This is a genomic window from Paenibacillus taichungensis (assembly GCF_003287275.1).
In the GTDB taxonomy this organism is placed as follows: domain Bacteria; phylum Bacillota; class Bacilli; order Paenibacillales; family Paenibacillaceae; genus Paenibacillus; species Paenibacillus taichungensis_A.
Map to the genome: position 1 here is coordinate 490465 of NZ_QEVW01000005.1, position 21375 is coordinate 511839.

The following is a 21375-nucleotide window of genomic DNA, read 5'->3' on the forward strand; positions in this document are numbered from 1 at the left end:
AAGAGAAGACCTCCTTATATTTCATTGCCGTAATCAATATATACGCCCAGATCGTTCATTCGTTGCTGTCCTGCTGAAACAATGAACGTCTTCCATACACTGGAGCTTCTTCAGAAGTAGTGGAGAACGCCCGTTGGACCCGTACACAGCTTCCTTGACGCAGCCCTGTTTCCATTAACTGTTGTGTGTTCTGTGGCGAGAACCACAATCCTTCCGGAAATTTGGCTTCAAGGATGTACTGAATCCCTTCTCCCGGTGCCTGCCCGAAAATGCGGACTCCCAGCAATGTCTTCAGATGTTCGATAGTACATTCATCCGGGATCTCGATGTCGAACCACTCGCCTTCCTCCCGGCCGGAATACACGGTAAGAATCAAAATAATCCCTCCCATGGTCTCATATGTAAATTGTCCTAGTGTCAAATTAAATCAAAATAATGCAGATGAAACGCTATTCCATCCCTATTTTCTTACATAAACACCCTGTTTGCAATGTGCAACCTGTAATTTCGTTACATATGACCCACGTATATATTAAAATATCGTCCATTCGACTCAGAACTTTCGAGGCAGTAGTCACGTTAATTATTGCAAGGATGCGAAACTACACATCTTTCTTCCATATAAATGGTAGCTGGCAATTGATTTTTCGGGACTTTTTAATGCTTCGCCCACAATTGAATTGTGAACACTTTTCAAACATTGCCCACCTTTATGTTTTCATAAGCTGATTTTAAGGTAATTTTAAGCATTGGAATTTAATATAACCAGTAAGAAATAACTCTCGTGAGGTGATTTCTAGTGAGAACACTAATAACTTTTCAAAACAAATCAATCCCTGTATATTTTAATCAAGAAAACAAACAACCTGTGCAAAAGACACTACGATTGCTCAGCAGTGCCCTTGAGCATAAGATTAGCAATGGTAAACGTGCTTTACAGAAATGTCTGCAATCATTGATTAGTATTGAGATTGTCGGTGGTGAAGCCATTCTTCACAGCCGTAGCGAAAATGACTCCCTCGCCTTATCGCTTTATTAAGATGAGTCAGTTGTTTAATTCAACATGGAAACTGCGAATTCATTCATTCGCGAACATAAGGAAAAGGAAGCTTGCCGCTAAGGACAAGCTTCCTTTTTTTGTGTACCAAATCTCTTATATCTATTTCTAATGCACTCGGCTGACGACATAGGCATTTTCGTGTTCTTCTTCCATCTCGGCCTTTTGGATTCGAATGACAAACAACCGAACCAGATTATCACGCGTATTTTCTTCCTGACAAGTATTCAGCTTTCTCAGAATGAAACGGTCAATGGACATGAAGTTCAGGCCCCTTTACCTATTGGATTTACGGATCTGTTCTGCCCGTGTATCCATAAATAACCAGATTACAGGTATACCAAACAGCTTGTTCACACTATTTCCTCGCCTGTTTTTCAAACGTGTAAAAACATGCAAAAGACCGCCACATCAAGCTTGAGGCGGACTCTGCGCAATTTTTGTCACTCTTTCTCGAACCCTAGCTGATTATAAAACAAAGTATTATCCAATCCATGTTCTCTGTCGAATTATTGAACTCCAGGATATTCCCGATATTGATGCTGAATACTGATCCAGCGAGTCCGTGTGAACTTCTCAATCGCCCAATCGCCGCCGAAACGGCCAATTCCCGATGATTTCTCACCACCAAACATCACATGCGCCTCATCGTTCACAGATTGATCATTTACATGCACCATGCCTGATTCAATCTGTTGGGCAACTTGATACCCTCTCTCGAGATTTCCGGTGAATACGGAGCCGCTCAATCCATAAGGCGTATCGTTCGCCAAACGCACGGCCTCCTGCTCATCCTGTGCTTTCATTAACATCGCGACAGGTCCAAACAGTTCCTGTTGCACAATATGCTGCTCCGGTTTCACGTCTGCGAGTACGGTGGGCTCCAGCACACTGCCTTTGCTCGTTCCACCCAGCAGCAATCTTGCTCCTTCCGCCTTGGCTCCCTTAATCAAGTCCATCAGGCGCTCCACTTCCTTCTCACGAATGAGCGGACCTACCAGCGTTTGGGAATCCGAAGGATCACCAGCTTGAATTTTTTTCGTTTTGGCGACAAAGGACTCCACAAACTTATCGTAAATATCAGCATGCACAATAATACGATTAAGTGCCATACAGATCTGCCCCTGATGCAGAAATTTACCGAACACCGCAGATTCTGCAGCACGTTCAATATCCGCATCTTCCAGGACAACCATCGCATTGTTGCCACCAAGTTCAAGCGCAGTTTCTTTCAGATGCTCACCCGCCAGTTTGCCGATGCCCCGCCCCACCTCTGTGGAGCCTGTAAAGGAAATGATTTTGGGAACCGGATGCGCTACAAAATAATCCCCAATCTCACTCCCGCTCCCAGCTACCACATTCAGTACACCTTCAGGCAATCCAGCCTGCTCGAACAAATCCGCAATAAGCCAGCCTGCTGTAATCGGTGTGTCAGAAGCAGGCTTAATAACGACTCCATTACCCAAAGCAATAGCCGGAGCTACGGAACGCAGACACAGGTGTAACGGAAAATTCCAAGGGCCAATAACGCCGATAACTCCTTTGGGCTCCCGCACAACACGATTTTCTTTCCCTTGTGTATTTGAAGGCAGAATCTCCCCCTTCATCCGATAAGGGAACGAAGCAGCTTCATCCACAATCCGTTTCGCAGAAGCAAACTCTGCCTCGGCCTTGATGCGAGTGCTCCCGGATTCTGTAATCAGCAGTTTTACAATTTCCTCTTTGCGCTCTACCATTAGAACCGAAACTTTGCGGAGTACACCTTCTTTTACCCCTGGCAAGGATTGTTTCCATTCCATTGAACTCTTTTGAGCCGCCTCATATGCTCGATCTATATCTTCCTTGTTCGAGGATCGCCAGGTTGCGATGACCTCTCCCGTGTACGGATTTTTATTTTCGACTATCTTCTCGCCGGAGCCTTCTACCCATTCGCCATTAATAAATTGTTTCGTCCATGTTGTAAGTTCTGTCTCCATTAAAGTCATCTGAATAACGCCTCCCAAACAAGATTGAATATCTCACCTCAATACAGTGTAGTAGTTCATTAACCTTGTTAAGAATTGCGCAAACGTGAAGAACAGCTGAATCCTTTCATCCTCAGATGAGAAAATGCTCCTCGATGCCTAACACATTCAGCCAAATTTGCATTTATTCAACTATCGGGAACTGTCTTTTCTCCAAAAAGAGTCAAGTCCTCCCAACCATAAGCAACCTCTAATAGATCTTGACCGCCTATACGGATATACTGTGTTTGGACAGGGATCCCGCCCATTTTTTCATAGAAACGACAGGCTGAATTTTGCTCCAGTGCCCAGATCAACAAGTTCCTCATGTCCAGGGATTGGAGATAACGAACGACGTGTTTCACCAGCTGCTGGCCAATACCCGTTTGTTGCACTTCTTTCAGTAAATAAATAGCATACAACTCAGCATCGTAAGGCAACTTGCCTTCACGTTCCTTTCCACCGCAGGCAAATCCGACAATTTCCCCATCTTCCTGCTCAGCCACCACCAGAATCTGATCCTTTTCGCCAGAACGGATATTTCGTTCCCATTGGGACAATCTTGATTCCGTAGTCAGATTGTCCAAAAAATCATCCGGCACGATCCCTCGATATGTTGTCTTCCAACTCTCTGTATGTACATGAGCTACGGCTTCCGCATCCCCTTCACGCGCTGGTCTGATTTGCATGTTATTACTCCCTTTCTCTCGGCCACGCCGTGACTTTACAATCCCCTTCTTCAGATAAATCCGGCCCTAGGGCCGGATCGTTACTTGTGTGCCCACTGACACTTTGGATGACAGGTCCAGCACATCCGAGTTATACATGCGTATGCATCCATGAGAAACGGACTTGCCAATGGATGAAGGATCATTGGTTCCATGGATCCCATAATGCGGCGCCGATAACCCCATCCAAAGAACACCAAATGGCCCTCCAGGATTCTCTTGTTTGTTAATAATCGTAAACACGCCGTTAGGCGTCTGCGTGAGCATCTTGCCTATAGCGACAGGATAGCCTTTAACCACTTGTGAGCCATCCAAAAGATATAACATATGATCGGACAGGTCTACGATGATGCTGTAATCTGGCATGATGACATCCCTCCTGACCTATCCTATGCATGATATAGAGGGATGCCCACCTGGTCTCAGGCTTCATCCCAGTCTTTTGTACTGCGGACATGTTTCGGTTTGCGGGAACTGACGGGTTTACTTGAAGCGGTCCGTCGTTTGGATGCGGTCTCTTCCTTGCGCTGCTGAAATTTCAGTTCCTTTTGCATTTTCAAGTAGTTGCCCAGCCTTTTTTCATCCAACGAACCTTCCTGAATAGCCTCCTTCACGGCGCAACCGGCTTCCCGGGTATGCGTGCAATCCTGAAACCTGCATTCCATTGCAAGCTGCTCAATTTCACCAAAGGCATGTGACAAACCATCCTGACCTTCATCCCACAGATTGAGTTCACGCATTCCGGGCGTGTCAATTAATACCGCTCCCTGCGGCAGTACAAATATTTCCCGATGAGTGGTCGTATGTCGTCCACGGCTGTCGTCCTCCCGAACGGCCTGCGTGAGCTGTACACTCTCGCCCATCATCCAGTTGACGAGGGTAGACTTGCCACTACCAGAAGAACCCGTCAAGGCAACCGTTGTGCCTGGAGACAGAAATTTTTCAAGTAAAGATTTGCCCTGATCCTGAACAGCCGAAATTGCCAACACTTCAATCCCAGGGGCGATACCTTCCACCAGCGAAATTTGTTCTTCCACATTCTCGCTCAGATCACTTTTGCTTAGAATGATGACAGGTCTGACTCCACCATTCCAGGCCATCATAATGTATCTTTCAAGCCGTCTCAGATTAAAATCATGATTAAGAGCGGCAACAATCAGCAATGTATCCACATTCGCCGCAATCAATTGCTCTTTGGTCACTGGACCAGCGGCTTGTCTGGATACCCTGCTCTGACGTGGCACAATGCTGTGAATGATGGCTTCTTCTCCAGCTTGCCCAGTAACGGCCACCCAATCCCCAACGGCTGGTACAATGCCCGTCTCCTCATTATCATGACGCATCCGTCCGGATACCCGCCCCCAGCATTCTCCCTCAGCCGTAATCAGGCGAAGCAATTGCCCGTGATCTGCAATAATTCTTGCTGGTTTTCTTAATTGTTCTTCCATACCCATCTGCTGCCACAACTCCTGCCATTTTGCAGACCAGCCGTACTTCTCCATCGTGTTATTCAAAATAAAAATTCCTCCCGATAAATGGTTTGTTATCCTTCATTGACATTGACAACAATCAACAACGAACGCTCCGTTCCGGCATCAAAACCAAATAAACCACGAGCAGCACTGCACCCGCGGCAATAAGAAGTTAGCCGAATGGACAATTGTTTTTATGGCATTCATATCAGACGCATCATTACGACAATCCGATACTCGTTATCCAGAAACAACCCATTTTCGACATACAAAAAGCCACGGGTACGTCACCCGTGGCTTCATCTGTGCATGTTATTCGATGTTACGTACATATGGACATTATTGCGAACAATACTGCCCAACTGCCGTAAAATTACATGCCTTGATCCGTTCCGGAGACGCTGTTCATATTCAAATTAACGTATACTGCCATTAGATTTGTCATTTAACATCGCCTCCCTTGTAGAATTATCCATCATGTTACACAGCTTCAACCGCTTTTGTCAAGTCTAATTATTTTTTCACTTACTTTACTTGATCCCAGCGTGTCCACATCTCCTTCGGATTCAGTTCATAGATCCCATCTTCCCGGTACATGAACTGGTGCATAATAAACTCCCGACGAATGGTGGCAAAATCCTCATGATAGTTTTGAATAAATGTATTGATCTCTTTCTCCGTATATTTCCGTCCAAATTCAAGCTGCTCTACCAAATAACCCAGTACAATCAGCTTTTTCTTATATTGAGCCGGGATCTGACGCAATCGTCCATCCTTTGAGAAGAAATTCCGCATTACGGATGCCTTCAGCGTTTCATTCACATCACTCATATCGGCAACCTCCTCTTGTCTAAAAATAAAATCAACTGAAGCTTGCGCGTGCTCCCTGATAAAATAGGGATTGAGCGAGAAAAACACTGTATTTTTCTCTCTGCGTTCCTTGATTAGCGCCGCTTCTCTTAGTTTGGATGCATGATGTGTAACGGTTGGCTGAGACAAGTTAAGTTTCTCGGCAAGCGCTTGACCATGAAGTTCTCCCTGAGATAACAGCAACAGCATCCGAAGCCGGGTTGGATCAGCCAGGGCTTTATGGTAAGCCACGATCTTCTCCAGTTGCATTTCGCTCAACTCACTTTCGTTTAGATAATCATCTAATTTGATATTAGTCTTTTCCCTCTTCTAAGTCAATTCCCCAGTTCAGGATCATTTCTTTACGTTCTTCTCCTTCCTGAACTGGCATTAAACCCATATTTACGGTAGGATTATAGTGTTTGAAATAAGGAGGATTAAGAACATGGAAGATGTCATTATTATCGGCGGAGGCCCATGCGGTCTATCTGCTGCCATTGAATGTGAGCGGCTGGGACTGTCCGCTGTAATTGTTGAGAAGTACAATATCGTCCAATCTATTTATCTGTATCCAACCCATATGCAGTTTTTTAGTACAGCGGAATTACTTGAAATTGGGAATGTTCCGTTCAGCACTCCGAACGACAAACCTTTTCGTTACGAGGCACTCGCCTATTATCGCAAGGTAGCCGAACATTTCGGCCTGCGTGTTCATAACTATGAGGAAGCCCAAGAAATCAAACGCAAAGACGATGGCACGTTCGAGGTACATACGGTCAATCGGCGTGGGCAGGAAATCGTTCATGAAGGACGAAATGTCGTTGTTGCTACAGGTTATTTTGACCACCCTAACTATCTTGGCATTCCCGGAGAAGACAAAGATAAAGTCACTCATTATTTCCGTGAAGCTCATCCTTACACACGCACACGTGTGGCCATTATTGGAGGCAGTAATTCAGCTGTCGATGCTGCGATGGAACTGGTTCGTGTCGGTGCTCATATTGACATGGTTTATCGTGGGAGTGGTGTTTCGGAACATATTAAACCATGGGTTCGGCCATTGTTCGAAAGCATGGTGCAAAAAGGCAAAATTTCACTTCACCTTGGCTCATGTGTAAATGAAATTTTGGACGATTCCATTCGTTTGCTGCATTCTGATGGATCCACAAGTGAACTCGACAATGACTTTGTGCTGGCCTTGACTGGTTTCCGTCCTGACCGCAAACTGCTTTCTTCCGTAGGTGTGGAGATGTCTGAGGATATGGATAAACCGGTATATGACCCACAGACAATGGAGAGCAGCGTACCAGGCATCTACGTTGGTGGAGTAATCGCTTCAGGCCGCAATGCCAATGAAGTGTTTATTGAATCCGGGCGCTGGCATGGAAGATATATTGCAGAACATATCGTTGGTCGGCATAGCGGGCAGACCGAAGGGGAATGAAATCGATGGATATGACCTCACTGCTGTTGCTCGTGTTTGCCGCGCTAGGTATTATCAGCAGTAATACACCCGTAACCGTAGCCATGGTATTTCTGTTGTTGCTGCGGGTGCTGAACCTTAATCAGGCTTTTCCGTGGCTGGAAAAGTACGGACTTACGATCGGTATCATCGTCCTTACCATTGGTGTTATGGCACCTCTCGCCAGCGGCAAGATCAGTTTGCAGACGATTGGAGAGTCTTTTCTGCACTGGAAATCGCTGCTCGCCATTGGTGTGGGATTACTTGTCGCCCACCTGGGAGGCCGAGGAGCTACGCTGATGAGTACACAGCCTACCGTCGTTGCCGGGCTGCTTATTGGAACTGTGCTTGGGGTTGCCTTGTTCAAGGGTGTTCCGGTTGGTCCCCTGATTGCAGCAGGAATTTTATCCTTACTGCTTGGAAAATCATGATCAAAGTTGGGACTTGACATCCTTCAGCGGACTGGCTGTTTTTCCCACCGTTGTATGATATACTTCTATTCATGCAACTCAAGCACCCAAGTCCATAGCAGAGAAATCAATTTGATGATCCATCATACAAAAGAAAATTGATTCACCTCGCAACTATTAATGGCCGCAGGAGGATTCAGGAACCCATGTCACGTCAGTTTGTTACAGAAGCCGTGATGGTGGCAATTTACGGTCAATTACTCGCGCCGCCGGCGCCTGTTGAATATATTGTTCCTTACACCACCATCCTGGAATTATATGAATTTCAGACCAGCCCTGACCCTTTGATGGATAATCCGGCGGATGACCAGCATGTGAAATCCAAGATTAATGAAATGATTTCTTATTTTGAAGAACCGTTGAATAAGAAAAAAATAGAGCGCGCCCTAGCTGTTCCCTGGGCCAAAAGTCCATCCATTTTGTTTGGTGACCAGGTCTCCATCGCCATTATTAATGCAGTTGATACCGCACAATATGGTGAATATTTTGATCCCATTGAGACCGAACTGCTTCTAACTTCACAGCGCCTGGATACCCCCATACTTACCGATCAGGTCGAATTGATCGCTCGCATTATTGAATCGGCATCACCTGTGCAGGTCTTCGATATTGACGATTTTGATTTTGCGATGGATGATGAAGAACCGCTTGATCAAGTCTAGGTATGTCGGGAGCCAGCTGATACACAAGAATGATCATCGTACTCATGGATATTAGTCCATAGATTACGGATTGCCACAACAAAGAAGAAGCCTTCCCAGCGGGAAAGGCTTCTTCTTTGTTCCGTTTATTCTATTTCGGAAGACCTCAACAGCAAGCGGCTCAAATCATTGAGCCTGGGCAATGATTTGAGATCAAAAAACTTCAGCCCGGCTTCGCTATTTACTCGTGATTCTACGAGCGTATCCTGAACAATTTGTGTCCTGAACATGGCAATGACAAAATATTCTTCATCCCCACTGGCATGCAAATGTCTCAGATTCGGACCGGAATGCAAACCTTCAAGTATCATATGATTGGTGGTCCACCCCGTCTCTTCCCACAGTTCCCTGTGCGCGGTGTCCTCAATGGCTTCTCCCGGGCGCATCTGTCCCGCAGGAATACGCCAATGTCCGTGTTCAGCATGCTGGATCAGCAATAATTCACCTTGTTCATTCTCGGCCCGAACCGCCGCCTTAACAACAATATGAGAGCGATTCGCGATATACTGGGCCAAATCTCGGGCTGGCGGATTCATGCCGTATCTCCTCCTGTTCGAAAATCGGTGCGACCGGTGATGAGCCATTCTATATGCGCAGAGATATTACGTTAAATCTCGGTGTAGCGATATTCGATATCCTGTCCTTCTTCAACAACATCTACATGAAGTTGATGACCTTTCAGATACCAGTAATCATGATCTTCCATAAAAAATTGAATACCCGATACCTTCGTTTGATCAGCAGGATGTCTCGGTTCCTCCACGGCGATTCCGAGGGAGAAGCCAGGATGAAGACCTCCGCCGGAGCTATAACGGGCGAAGAATCGAATGCTGTCTCCTTCGTTCAAATTCAGTTCTTCCTTATACCAGCGAGCAGCGCGGTCAGATACATGTATGGTACTCATTTGGTGTCAGCTCCTTCTCTATATATATGTTCCATCATATCGCTACAATGGCCTGATTACAAACCTCAACCACCCCAAATGCGCAAAAAAAGTTCATTCTCTTGTCATAATTCCATCACACTGCGCTGCATCTTCTGTTTTGGAAAAACGTTTGACAGATTATAAAAGTCGGTGTTAAGATGCAAACATACGAGATCCACATGCAATTTATTACCAAAAAAGAAAGGGTGGTTACGGTGTTTAACAATGACGATCTACATCAATTCAGCATACAACTAAATACCGGAGCACCCATGAAATCGTTATTCCGTTCATAAGACCGCATCACAGAAGCCTCTAAACAGGTTTGCTGTTTTGTACTCTCACAATTGAACTTTATCTACGGTGGTGGCTCTGCTCTCGGAGCCATGCTGCCGTATGAATGATACCCAAGACATACCGCCTGCGTGCGGTATGTCTTTTTTTGTGGGCTCAAATGGCAAAACATGAACGGAACATGTATTTCACGAACTTGAAAGGAAGGGATACCACTTGTTCTCTGTACTTAAAAATCTGGCCTGGTTTTTCCGGCTGGAACGCAAACGATACCTCATTGGTGTCACCTTGCTTATTATGGTAGGCATCATTGAACTGCTGCCACCTCGTCTTCTGGGCAATGCCATTGACGAGATTGTACGCGGTTCCATCACCGGCGCCTCACTTACACGTTACATTTTACTTATTCTAGGATCGGTCATCATTATCTACCTGACAACGTACATATGGATGCACAAACTGTTTGGCGGTGCCAATCTGGTTGAACGCTTGCTGCGGTCACGCTTTATGGACCATTTGCTGCGGATGACCCCGCCCTTTTTTGAGAAAAACAGAACCGGCGATCTGATGGCACGGGCCACGAATGATCTTCGTTCCATTGCCACCACAGCAGGCTTCGGCATGCTTACGTTAACCGACTCCACTGCTTTTTTGGCAACCGTATTATTCGCCATGGGTTTTCTGGTTAGCTGGAAACTGACCCTGGCCGCAATTCTGCCACTGCCTTTTATCGCCATCGCCATGATGATCTATGGTAAAGCCGTCCATCAACGATACACATTGGCACAGGATGCATTCGGGGATATGAACGACCAGGTGCTTGAGTCTATTGCCGGCATTCGAGTCGTGCGTGCCTATGTTCAGGAACGTCTGGACGAGAAAAGGTTCGCCGATGTCACCGAAGATGTGTACCGCAAAAATCTGGCCGTTGCCAAGATGGATGCACTGTTCGAACCTACCATCCGGTTATGTGTCGGACTCAGTTATGTGATTGCACTTGCCTACGGCATTTATCTTGTTTTTCATAATGAAATTACCCTAGGTGATCTCGTATCGTTCAATATGTACCTGGGGATGATGATCTGGCCAATGTTCGCGATTGGTGAATTGATTAACCTGATGCAGCGTGGTAGTGCCTCACTCGATCGTGTTAACGAGACGCTATCTGTAGAACCTGCCGTGAAAGATGTTGAACAGCCTGCTCATATTACTAATCCGGAAGAGATCGCCATGCAGGATGTTACCTTCCGTTATCCTAGTTCTACTATAGACAATCTTAGTCATGTCAGCTTTTCACTTCGACGCGGGCAGACACTGGGTATCGTGGGACGTACAGGTAGCGGCAAGTCCACCCTGCTCAAACAATTGCTTCATGAATACCCGGCTGGATCGGGTAAGTTAAGCATCTCGGGTCATCCGATTCAGGATATCGCCAAAGATGACCTGCACAGCTGGATTGGATATGTTCCACAGGAACAGGTGCTGTTCTCCAAATCAGTCCGTCAGAACATTCAATTCGGTAAGCCGGGTGCTGATGATAATGTAATTATGGAAGCGATTCGCACCGCAGCCTTTGACGGAGATCTGGGCACTTTATCCGATGGTCTGGACACACTCGTTGGTGAAAAAGGAATTGCGCTGTCCGGTGGACAGAAACAGCGTGTATCGCTGGCGCGTGCCTTTATCGCCGATCCGGACATTTTGATTTTGGATGATGCTTTATCCGCCGTCGATGCAAGAACCGAAGCCAAAATTATCGAAAATATACGCAACAAGCGCTCAGGGAAAACAACGCTGATCTCGACTCACCGTCTGTCCGCTATTGAACACGCTGACCGAATCATCGTACTGGAGCACGGGAAAATAACGGAAGAAGGAACCCATCAGGAACTGCTTGCTATGAACGGCTGGTACCGTGAACAGTATGAACGGCAGCAGGTGGAGTCTAATTTGTCCACGTAGGAGGTCAACGCTTTGAAGTCTAATACAGGCAAACGGCTGCTTCAATACGCCCTAAAAGCCAAAGGTACGTTTATTGCCGCTTTAATTATGCTTACGATTGGAGTTGCGGCCGAGCTTGCCGGCCCTTTCATCGCTAAGTCCATGATCGACAATCATTTGCTCGCCATTGAGCAGCCTTTCTATGAGACTACTGCTTCTAGCGAAGCGGCGGTCTATAATGGAAAGAACTACAAACGTGACGGCCGGTTTGAACCGGATGAAACGAAAGGTACCGAGGTACGCATACTGCAAGCCGGGAAAAGTTTTTATTTTGTGAATGAACCTGTTAGTGCCCCCGATGGGGATCGAACCTATGCGGACGGAACACTGACGGTTACACGCGCTGGTGAAGTAACGGGTCAATATGCGGCGGTGCCTTTATCCGCTGGTGAACTCTTTGCCTTCTACAAACCGGAAATGCCAAGCATCTATCAACTGATTGTGTATTACATGATCTTCCTTGTCATCTCAGTCATTATGGAGTTTGGCAAAACATACTGGCTGCAATCATCTGCCAACAAAGTCATCCAAAAACTTCGTAACGATGTGTATGCACACATCCAGCGATTGCCCGTACACTTTTTCGACAACCTGCCCGCAGGGAAAGTGGTCTCTCGGGTCACCAACGATACCGAAGCCGTCAAGGATCTGTTCGTTGCGGTTCTGTCGAACTTTTTCTCAGGCATCATTACGATCACGGGAGTGTACGTTGCGCTCTTCCTGCTGGATTTCCGCCTCGGATTGATCTCGCTGTTCGTTGTACCGATGCTGGTTCTGTGGATTGTGCTTTATCGTAAAATCGCTACTCGTTACAATACAATTATACGTTCACGCCTGAGCGAGATTAATGCGATAATTAACGAGTCCATTCAGGGGATGTCCATTATCCGGGTATTCCGTCATCAGAAGCAGACCAAGCAGGAATTCGAGGATCTGAATGATGATTATATGAAACACCAGAACAAAATGCTCAATCTGAACGCTTTCACCTCACACAATCTGGTTAACGTCCTGCGGAATATGGCTTTTGCGGTCGTCCTGTGGTACTTCGGCTCTAGTGTGCTGGACGGCACGAGTATCATCTCGCTGGGTGTACTGTATGCATTCGTTGACGTTCTCGGACGTTTGTTCCAGCCAATTACAGGTATGGTGAATCAACTCGCGAACCTGGACTCCTCTATGGTATCTGCGGGACGTGTCTTTGAACTGATGGATGAAAAAGGTGAACCGGTAACCGATGGCTCGATGCCGAGGTACAAAGGAAATGTCGTGTTTGACGATGTATCTTTTGCCTATAAAAAAGATTATGTGCTAAACAACATCTCGTTCAAAGCCTCGCAAGGTCAAACGGTTGCCTTGGTGGGCCATACCGGTTCCGGTAAAAGCTCGATCATCAACCTGCTGTTCCGGTTCTATGATCCACAGAAAGGCAAGATCACGATTGACGGTCAGAACGTGAAGGATCTGCCTAAACAGTGGATTCGCGAACATATGGGCATTGTACTGCAAGATCCGTACCTATTCACGGGTACCGTTGCTTCCAATGTGAGTCTCGGGGATGAGCAGATTACTCGTGCACAGATTGAACAGGCGCTGCGCGATGTAGGTGCTGAGCGAATTCTCGCGCATCTACCGCAAGGATTCGACGAGCCGGTTATCGAAAAAGGAAGCACATTATCTGCCGGACAACGGCAATTGATCTCCTTTGCTCGTGCACTGGCATTCGATCCAGCCATTCTGATTCTCGATGAAGCTACGGCGAATATTGATACCGAAACGGAAGCATTAATTCAAAATGCTCTCGAAGTCCTCAAAAAAGGACGGACCACTTTCATCATCGCCCACCGTCTGTCCACCATTCGTTCAGCCGACCAGATTCTGGTCCTGCATCGCGGACGGATCGTTGAACAAGGTGCACATGATGAATTGATGGAACTTAAAGGTCGCTATTATCAGATGTATCAGCTACAGCAAGGTGCTCAAACAGCACCGGATACGAATGGAAACAACCCACTGGGCGAGGCGATTCGAACCACTTCCTCCTTTGCTGGAGGCGGTGTGTAAGTAGAACGGGAATAAATGCAAATATACTTCAACAACCAACCGATATGCCGGCTGACCTCTTGGTCTGTGGCATATCGGTTTTATTATTTTTAGACTTCTTTCGTGTATTCACTCCTTTTGATCCTCTCTTATTGACAATGGAAACATCTTCCTGTATTATACATACCAACGGTCGGTATCTAAGGAATAAGGAGGTTATTATGGCTAGAAATAAGCATCCTGAACAGACGTTACAGCAGATTCTGAACGTCGCTGCGCAGTTATTCACAGAAAAAGGATTTGAAAAAACGAGTATCCAGGACATCATTGTTGCCCTCGGCATGTCCAAGGGAGCTGTGTATCATCACTTTAGATCCAAAGAGGAAATACTGGACGCAGTCATGGAACAACAGTTCAACTATTCCGCTCAGATGATGGATCAATTAGTTACAAATACAACGACCACACCAGCACGAGAGAAATTAGTTCGGATTTTGGAGTATGTCGTTTCTGATCAACAGGCCCATTCCCTGGATCACGTACTTCGAACCCAGATCAAAAATCCAGTGTTCATTGTACGAGGGATTCAACAGGCTGTGCGGATTGATGCCCCGGTGATTTCAGCGATTTTGCGTGAAGGCATTACAGATGGATCTATTCATACCGAAGATCCCGAAGCTTGTGCAGAAGTATTCATGATGCTGGTCAATATATGGATTAATCCAACACTATTCGGCCGCAATTCGAGCCAAACAAAGCAACGTCTTTATTTTTTACAGCGGTTGATGAACATGCTTGGTGCCAATATTGTGAGTGAATCACTAATTGAACGTATTCTAGACCAACATGCTGCGATGGATGCTTATCCTATTCTGGATGAAGACGATGACAGAAATGAGGGATAACCATTTTGAAGCCTAATGGACATATGATTTGCAAAGAATGGTTGTCCGAAGAACCCCTTCTCGCCCTTTCTCTGGAATGGATGCAAGGCGAAGTGCATATTAGCCAGGGCACAGAAGCGGTTATCCGTGTTATTCAATGGGGCTCCGCTCGTTTTCCAACAACTAGATGTTTTGAAGCTAACGTCAGCCAAGGTTTATTACGTCTGATCGATGGACGAAAACAAGCTTTTCCGCTGGGCATTAACTTCCATCGCACATCGCTCCACATTATACTGCCGCCTGCGGTCTTGAAAAGGCTGTCGATCAACGGAGTTGGTTCCCACTTTCTTGTAGATAACGTTTCTTCGGAACAATGGGATTGTGACTGTACATCCGGCAAGCTCACCTTAACTGGCCATGCCCAGCATATCCGTCTACGATCAGTGGGCAGTCGGGTTACAGCAACAGACCTCCATGCAGAACATATGCAACTGCAAGCCACTTCTTCACCTGTTCAGTTATCCGGTCAGTTCACCCATATTCAATCTAAAGTGACAGGCAGCCCACTCACCGTTCACTCCTCAACGATGCTTCAATCTCTGGATAGTCGCTCCACAGGTTGTAACGTTGAAGTGCGAATCCCAGCAGATAACGATGGATTTAAGTTAGACTTCAAACAGGCCGGAGGCCGATTCAACAGTGATTTCCCGCTTCAATCCAATCATAATCAACATACGTATCGTAACGGTACTTATCCATTTCAAGCAGAGGTCAGAGGTGGGAAGCTCTCCATAGGGAGCTTTTCTTAACATTCCATATAGAGGAGGTAAACATATGAGCATTGGCTGGATCGTTGGCAGCAGCTTGGCTACCGTGGTATTACTTGCGGGGATCATCAGTTTGTTCATCGGTATACGCAAAAGCAATAATCGGCGCTGCCCTTGGTGGTTCATCGGTTTTGGAGTGGCCGCACTAGTTAGTGCAGCGATTAATTATCCCGGAACATAAGAAACGCCGCATCAACATGCGTAAAAAAAAGACAACCGCGCAGACCAGTCACTTTCCGTGCTGCTGCGGATTGTCTATCCATCTATCCATCCTTTGACCATATATCCCATATATAATATCGTTTCTCTTGCCAGAAAAGGAATTTGGCTGCGCCAGGTCTGGTAAGCCGTCGTTCGTGTTGGGGACGGAACAGCATCCATGCCGAGTCCGCTAGCGAGCTTCATCGCCCGTTTCATGTGCAGCGGGTCACTTACAATGGTGTAGGTGTGAAACCCTGCCTGTTTCCCAACGGTACGCGAGTTCACCAGATTCTCCTCCGTTATTCTCGACTCCGTCTCCATTTGAATATCTGCCGGATCTACACCGTGTGCAACAGCATAATCTCGTCCTACTTCAGCTTCGGCTCGCTCACCTGCACTGCCAGACCCACCAGTAAAGAGCAAATGGCTGATCGTCCCCTGGCGATATAATAAAATGGCGTGCTCAATACGTTCGCGAAATACGGGTGAAGGGTTGTCCCCTTCTACGGCTGCACCGAGGATAATCGCCGCATCACTCTGTCTGGATGATTCCTCATCGGTGTAGGCCCAGATTAGCAAGGCTGTAGTTATCGTCCATATAACTCCAATCAGTACTAGCGATGCAATGGAGATTACAAGCCAGTGTTTGCTTTTTATTTTACGTTTCGTGAACTTGCCTTCCATCACAATGATTCATCCTCTTCCAGTGCCCGGGCGTGCATGCTCTCTGCATGCATACGTTCGAGTGTCTGCAGCGCCGCCGCGGACTCAGCATCCAGCCCAAGCTCTGCAATCCAGGCACCTGTGTACTGCTGAAGACTAATCTCCAGTTCCTGTGCACGGTCTTTGAAATCTTCCAGCTCCTTGATCATGCGTGATCGTCCTTCAGGACTGAATGTCTCATGAATACGTTCCTTAAAATAGTGATGTACAATGCTATTACGCTGCTTCCATAGTTCATTCAACTGACGAGTCTCTTCCTCTGAAAAAGTAAAATGATGACGTACCTCATGAATGAGTTGTCCGAGTGAACTGCTCATCTTCCGCTCATACAGATCTTCCAGATCTTCTTCGGAAACAACTTTTCCCTGAGACATTTTCATTAATAAAATCAGATTGACCAGTTGCTGTTCAAGCGCCTGTCCATAATATACAGCCAATCCGTAATATGCAAACAATTCTCTGGAGTGTTCGCTGTCCAGCATGTCACCATGCTGCATGTCTGTCTTTTGCATAAGCGAGCCTCCTTTATCTCCGTACAATACTTTCCATCCAACGTCCCTCTATGGTAACGAAACATAGACCAACATTCAAGTTAAGCGGAATAATAGCATCTAACTCCGTAAATCCCTTCTTCCCGATAACCATATATGGATGATGAGTAGAACTATGGCATAAAGTATAGCCCACACTGTCATCAGCACAACAGCCCCCAATTTCAAATCTTCAAATAACATCATCTCACGAACCAGATAAAATGCCGGAGGCAGGATCTTGACAACCCACTGTATGGATTCAGGCAAACGTCCGCTTAACGAACCTTGGACAAACGATAACAATATCACCACTATGAAAGGCGGCATGCTGCGGCTCAACATGGGAATGTACGATTTTTGGAAGAAAACACTGAGCCCCAGACCCAGGAGCGACAACGCCAAATGTCCGGACCAAACCATGATCCACTCCCCAGCACTTGGTAGCCTTCCAAACATGCCCGTAACAACCGGATATAACACGGTAATAGCAGTCAGGCCAAACTGCATGATCAACGCACAGATTATTTGAGCAAGGACAACCTTGCGTTTGCTTCCTGCATGCAGCACAAGTAATTGATACTGCCCCGCAGGTTCCGTATTCATTACCGTCAAGCCCAGCCAAGCGGCACCAAAAAAGAGCAGCATGGCCGTAACACTGTAACTGTCCGCAACCGGATTAGGTTTGTAGGAATAGATAAGCAGCATCGTATGATATAAAAGATCACCGGCGCAACATATTTCTGTGAACGTATGTAATGTTTTAACAAATAACGAGTCAAGTAGATCATTGGAGGTCGCCTCCTGCCCTAGATATGGAGGAAAGGTTTTCCGCTGCTCCCCTGCCCATAACCTCATTTGGGTGCCGCCCCTCCATCAATCCTTCCATATTTAATCGGCTCTCTTCCGGCTGCACAGACACGATGGAACCACCAGCAGCCAGTATCATTCCTATAATCCGATCTGCCGAACTGCGTGACACTTTCCAATCCCATACTTCTCGACCATAATCCTGACGAGCCATGCTGCGATGACATGTAATGATTTCCGGTTGTTCAACCAGCAGCGCATCGATAACGGATTGTTTCTGCCCTTCCATCACACTTTGAATACTCACAGCGGGCTCACCAGCTTGCTGCAAGTCTTCCCGGCTCCAGCGACGCAGCACCGTTCCCTTCTGTAACACGATGACCTGATCTGCGAGACGATCAATCAGCAATGGCTCATGGCAAGCTGTTACGATCTGGCTTCCTTCCTGTTTCCACTGTCTGAGCAGAGTTACAATTGCTTCCTGCGCCGGAACGTCCAGACCGGACAATGGTTCATCAAGCAGCAATAACCCATCAGGGCCAGGTAGCATAGCCTGAATCAAGTTCACTTTCTGCAAAGTACCTTTGGACAACTGTGGCAGATTCTGATCCAGCGCCGTGCCCACGAATAAAAGTTCACTTAATTCGCCTATCCGTTGACGCAATATTTCAGGGCGCATGCCACGAATACGTCCCATTTCCCACAAGTACTCTCTTGAGGTGAAGGGCAGGCGTGCCAATCCATCCAGTGCATACATAATCCGCCCATGGCTTGGCTTGCGCAGGGAGCCTGAGTCAGGCAGTAACATGCTCGCCAGCACACGCAGCAACGTGCTTTTGCCTGAGCCATTCCTGCCCACCAGGACGATGCACTCCCCCTGGCCTACTTCCAGATTGATATCATTCAATACCTGAACATCCCCAAGTCGTTTGCTCACCTGTTGTAGCGATATGATTCGTCCGTTTGAGCCTGCTGCTGCTTTTACTGCTTTATCGAAAAATCTACTCGTCCTCCATCCCATAGAATCACATCCGTTCAGGAGCTTGGACGCCAAGTAAATATAGGCTGTAGGCAAGACGCTCCGCCGTACGCTCTGTTAACGCCACCCGGAAGGGTTTGATATCAGCCGGCGCATCCGCAATCCGTTCCGCATGGTAGAAGCGGTTGAACGCTTGGGCAACATCTATCGCATACTTGGCAATGACCGAGGGCTCGTTGCGATGAATTGCTTTTTCCAGATACTGCGGATAATCCACCAGCAGTTTCAACAATCCCCATGAAGTGTCACCGACCATGACCGGCTTGTTCTCTGAGTTTGCCGTAGCATTGTTACTACTACTGCTACTACTACTAACATAGTCCAACTGATTTTCATTTTCCACACGCCCCGCCTCTGTTGCCTTCGCAAGCACACTGTTAATCCGGGCATGTGTGTATTGCACATAAGGTCCTGTCTCCCCTTCAAAGCTCACCGCATCTTCGAGCGAGAAATCGACATCGTTCAACCGATTATTGCGCAGATCACCGAATACAATCGCACCTACACCAACCGCTTCCGCAACCTCCTGCGGATTCGGCAGATTTGGATTTTTCTCCTGAATAATCTGTAATGCCCGAGCAACTGCCTCGTCGAGTACTTCCTGTAAAAAGACAACTTTTCCCCGGCGGGTAGACATCTTCCGTCCTTCGAAACGCATCAAACCAAACGGAATATGTTCGCAAATCTCAGACCATGCATACCCCATCCGTGATAATACCGCAAATACCTGACGGAAATGAAGCTTCTGCTCACCCCCGACTACATACAGCATTTTATCCGCCTTCATCACATCATGACGATAAACGGCTGTTGCCAAATCCCGCGTTGGATAGATGGTTGTTCCATCGGTTTTGATAATCAGGCAAGGTGGCATATTCTCATCCTCCAAACGTACCACCAATGCGCCTTCGCTCTCTTCAAGCAATCCTTTGGATTTCAGTTCTTCAACAACCGCACCCATCTTGTCATTGTAAAAGCTCTCACCCAGCGTATGGTCAAACTGTACATTCAGACGCTCATACATCCGGTTGAATTCTTTCATGCTCACTTCTACGAAAAAGGTCCATAACCGCTGTGCTTCTTCATCCCCTTGCTCCAGCTTGCGGAACCAATCTCGTGCCTCGATCTCCAGTGAGGGATCATTCTCCGCCTCATCGTGAAACCTCACATACAGCTCCAATGATGTACGAATCGGCTCAGCTTGTAAGGCTTCATCATTGCCCCAACGTTTGTAGGCTGCAATCTGTTTGCCGAACTGCGTTCCCCAATCCCCCAGGTGATTCACACTGACCGAAGTATAGCCTGCCTCGTTATATAACCGATACAACGCTGCCCCAATCACGGTGGAGCGCAGATGACCGATTCCGAATGGCTTGGCAATGTTAGGCGACGACATGTCGATCACAACGCGTGCACCTGCCCCCAGTTGCAGCTTGCCAAATGTTTTATGTCCCAGTTCTTGCAGCAGCTTCGGCGCCAGATCTTCCCGATTGAAACGTATGTTTACATAGGGTCCTGCTGGAGAAGCATCCAGCCCAACTGTCTGTAATTGAGCTGCGATATCCGTAGCAATAACAGCGGGTGCTTTTTTCAACGACTTGGCCAGAATAAAGCAAGGAAACGCGGCATCTCCCATCTCCGGCTGTGGCGGAACCTCCAGTAATCTCAACACCTCGTCTTGCTTCATTCCCGTTAAGGGAGCAATATGTGCTGCTGCCTGATTCATCAACATGTTGAACACTCCTAGTCATTATCGTATTTAGCCATGCAATAGAAAACAAAAAAGCCCTCGTCTCTATATCAGAGACGAGAGCTGATCTTCACAGTTCCCGCGGTACCACTCTTGGTGAGCAGGTTGTAAATGCACATCATAGTACATTCACAGCCTGCTCCGCTCGGTGCGATTAACGGCCGCCTGCCGGATTGCCCTCTAGCCCATGCTCTACACCCTCTCACGGGTGTAAACATTACTTCGGACAACCATCTCACGGGTGCGCTTCACTCAGGTCATGTCATACCGGCTTCCACCTGCCCCGGCTCGCTGTCATGCATGGATTCTGGCTACTCTCCCGATCACGGATATTCATCGTTTCAATTCATTGCCATCATTATACAGATCAAGCTCTGCTTTGGCAACCTGTTACATGCATTTCCCAATGTAGTACCAGCTGTGGATAGAAATTTTCACCTTCGGATGGTGAGGAACAGGAACGTTACTATGTTGAATCCATAAAAAATCCCCTCCAGTAGACAACGTTGTAATCCATCTTATCGGATGTCTTATCATTGTCTTCTGTGAGGGGATTAGCCTGGCATCGTGAATATTGCCAGGGCTTTTTATTTTCAATTCAGTTCA

General features: G+C 46.9%; 23 protein-coding genes. 9 read left to right on the forward strand and 14 right to left on the reverse strand.

Annotated features, from left to right (window positions below; translation table 11 throughout):
- Nucleotides 1–55: 55 nt before the first annotated feature.
- The gene (locus DC345_RS07405; RefSeq protein ID WP_113052568.1) at nucleotides 56–376 is read right to left on the reverse strand and encodes a hypothetical protein; all 321 of its coding nucleotides are present in this window, start codon (nucleotides 374–376) and stop codon (nucleotides 56–58) included.
- A 423-nt stretch (nucleotides 377–799) separates the two neighbouring features.
- Here DC345_RS07405 and DC345_RS07410 point away from each other — a divergent pair, with 423 nt between their 5' ends.
- Nucleotides 800–1039, forward strand: coding sequence for a hypothetical protein (locus DC345_RS07410; RefSeq protein WP_024630323.1), 240 nt, complete (start codon nucleotides 800–802; stop codon nucleotides 1037–1039).
- Between the two features lie 126 nt (nucleotides 1040–1165).
- Here the strand turns inward: DC345_RS07410 and DC345_RS31680 are convergent, their stop codons facing one another.
- From DC345_RS31680 to DC345_RS07435, 6 genes are all read right to left on the reverse strand, one after another.
- Complete coding sequence (locus DC345_RS31680) at nucleotides 1166–1318, reverse strand: hypothetical protein (protein WP_162842451.1); 153 nt, start codon at nucleotides 1316–1318, stop codon at nucleotides 1166–1168.
- Nucleotides 1319–1566: 248 nt separating this feature from the next.
- Nucleotides 1567–3042 carry an aldehyde dehydrogenase family protein gene (locus tag DC345_RS07415; RefSeq protein WP_113052569.1) on the reverse strand — a complete coding sequence of 492 codons (1476 nt, stop codon included), beginning with the start codon at nucleotides 3040–3042 and terminating at the stop codon, nucleotides 1567–1569.
- 167 nt (nucleotides 3043–3209) lie between these two features.
- Entirely contained in the window at nucleotides 3210–3749 is a 540-nt protein-coding gene (locus tag DC345_RS07420) for a GNAT family N-acetyltransferase (protein WP_113052570.1), read from the reverse strand.
- Between the two features lie 66 nt (nucleotides 3750–3815).
- Nucleotides 3816–4154, reverse strand: coding sequence for a L,D-transpeptidase (locus DC345_RS07425; RefSeq protein WP_079346840.1), 339 nt, complete (start codon nucleotides 4152–4154; stop codon nucleotides 3816–3818).
- A 56-nt stretch (nucleotides 4155–4210) separates the two neighbouring features.
- On the reverse strand, nucleotides 4211–5302 hold the full coding sequence (rsgA, locus tag DC345_RS07430) for a ribosome small subunit-dependent GTPase A (protein WP_258530583.1): 1092 nt from the start codon (nucleotides 5300–5302) through the stop codon (nucleotides 4211–4213).
- 483 nt (nucleotides 5303–5785) lie between these two features.
- Nucleotides 5786–6379: a DUF2087 domain-containing protein gene (locus DC345_RS07435; RefSeq protein WP_113052571.1), complete on the reverse strand. Its 594-nt coding sequence runs from the start codon at nucleotides 6377–6379 to the stop codon at nucleotides 5786–5788.
- Nucleotides 6380–6554: 175 nt separating this feature from the next.
- Between DC345_RS07435 and DC345_RS07440 the strand changes: the two genes are divergently transcribed.
- The 3 genes from DC345_RS07440 (at nucleotide 6555) to DC345_RS07450 (ending at nucleotide 8703) form a co-directional block, all read left to right on the forward strand.
- Entirely contained in the window at nucleotides 6555–7553 is a 999-nt protein-coding gene (locus DC345_RS07440) for a YpdA family putative bacillithiol disulfide reductase (RefSeq protein WP_113052572.1), read from the forward strand.
- A gap of 5 nt (nucleotides 7554–7558) precedes the next feature.
- Nucleotides 7559–8002: a DUF441 domain-containing protein gene (locus DC345_RS07445; RefSeq protein WP_076289566.1), complete on the forward strand. Its 444-nt coding sequence runs from the start codon at nucleotides 7559–7561 to the stop codon at nucleotides 8000–8002.
- 185 nt (nucleotides 8003–8187) lie between these two features.
- Complete coding sequence (locus DC345_RS07450) at nucleotides 8188–8703, forward strand: hypothetical protein (RefSeq protein ID WP_063566333.1); 516 nt, start codon at nucleotides 8188–8190, stop codon at nucleotides 8701–8703.
- Nucleotides 8704–8828: 125 nt separating this feature from the next.
- Here DC345_RS07450 and DC345_RS07455 read toward each other — a convergent pair whose 3' ends face one another.
- Together DC345_RS07455 and DC345_RS07460 are read right to left on the reverse strand one after the other, a co-directional pair.
- On the reverse strand, nucleotides 8829–9278 hold the full coding sequence (locus DC345_RS07455; protein WP_181586519.1) for an NUDIX domain-containing protein: 450 nt from the start codon (nucleotides 9276–9278) through the stop codon (nucleotides 8829–8831).
- Between the two features lie 71 nt (nucleotides 9279–9349).
- The gene (locus tag DC345_RS07460; RefSeq protein ID WP_024630313.1) at nucleotides 9350–9646 is read right to left on the reverse strand and encodes a HesB/YadR/YfhF family protein; all 297 of its coding nucleotides are present in this window, start codon (nucleotides 9644–9646) and stop codon (nucleotides 9350–9352) included.
- A 531-nt stretch (nucleotides 9647–10177) separates the two neighbouring features.
- Here DC345_RS07460 and DC345_RS07465 point away from each other — a divergent pair.
- The 5 genes from DC345_RS07465 (at nucleotide 10178) to DC345_RS31685 (ending at nucleotide 15897) form a co-directional block, all read left to right on the forward strand.
- Nucleotides 10178–11923: an ABC transporter ATP-binding protein gene (locus DC345_RS07465; RefSeq protein WP_113052574.1), complete on the forward strand. Its 1746-nt coding sequence runs from the start codon at nucleotides 10178–10180 to the stop codon at nucleotides 11921–11923.
- Between the two features lie 12 nt (nucleotides 11924–11935).
- Nucleotides 11936–14026, forward strand: a complete 2091-nt coding sequence (locus tag DC345_RS07470) for an ABC transporter ATP-binding protein (protein ID WP_113052575.1) — start codon at nucleotides 11936–11938, stop codon at nucleotides 14024–14026.
- 200 nt (nucleotides 14027–14226) lie between these two features.
- Nucleotides 14227–14910 carry a TetR/AcrR family transcriptional regulator gene (locus DC345_RS07475; protein WP_113052576.1) on the forward strand — a complete coding sequence of 228 codons (684 nt, stop codon included), beginning with the start codon at nucleotides 14227–14229 and terminating at the stop codon, nucleotides 14908–14910.
- A gap of 23 nt (nucleotides 14911–14933) precedes the next feature.
- Nucleotides 14934–15698, forward strand: coding sequence for a DUF4097 family beta strand repeat-containing protein (locus tag DC345_RS07480; RefSeq protein ID WP_146752113.1), 765 nt, complete (start codon nucleotides 14934–14936; stop codon nucleotides 15696–15698).
- A gap of 25 nt (nucleotides 15699–15723) precedes the next feature.
- The gene (locus tag DC345_RS31685) at nucleotides 15724–15897 is read left to right on the forward strand and encodes a hypothetical protein (protein WP_181586520.1); all 174 of its coding nucleotides are present in this window, start codon (nucleotides 15724–15726) and stop codon (nucleotides 15895–15897) included.
- Between the two features lie 74 nt (nucleotides 15898–15971).
- On the opposite strand, the gene DC345_RS07485 is transcribed toward DC345_RS31685, so the two are convergent.
- From DC345_RS07485 to argS, 5 genes are all read right to left on the reverse strand, one after another.
- Complete coding sequence (locus tag DC345_RS07485; protein ID WP_113052578.1) at nucleotides 15972–16601, reverse strand: YdcF family protein; 630 nt, start codon at nucleotides 16599–16601, stop codon at nucleotides 15972–15974.
- The gene (locus tag DC345_RS07490) at nucleotides 16601–17152 is read right to left on the reverse strand and encodes a hypothetical protein (RefSeq protein WP_063566340.1); all 552 of its coding nucleotides are present in this window, start codon (nucleotides 17150–17152) and stop codon (nucleotides 16601–16603) included. The genes DC345_RS07485 and DC345_RS07490 overlap by 1 nt, the downstream gene beginning before the upstream one ends.
- 99 nt (nucleotides 17153–17251) lie before the next feature.
- The gene (locus DC345_RS07495; protein ID WP_113052579.1) at nucleotides 17252–17878 is read right to left on the reverse strand and encodes a hypothetical protein; all 627 of its coding nucleotides are present in this window, start codon (nucleotides 17876–17878) and stop codon (nucleotides 17252–17254) included.
- 79 nt (nucleotides 17879–17957) lie between these two features.
- The gene (locus DC345_RS07500) at nucleotides 17958–19001 is read right to left on the reverse strand and encodes an ATP-binding cassette domain-containing protein (protein WP_113052580.1); all 1044 of its coding nucleotides are present in this window, start codon (nucleotides 18999–19001) and stop codon (nucleotides 17958–17960) included.
- A 4-nt stretch (nucleotides 19002–19005) separates the two neighbouring features.
- Nucleotides 19006–20751, reverse strand: a complete 1746-nt coding sequence (gene argS, locus DC345_RS07505; protein WP_113052581.1) for an arginine--tRNA ligase — start codon at nucleotides 20749–20751, stop codon at nucleotides 19006–19008.
- Between the last annotated feature and the right edge of the window lie 624 nt (nucleotides 20752–21375).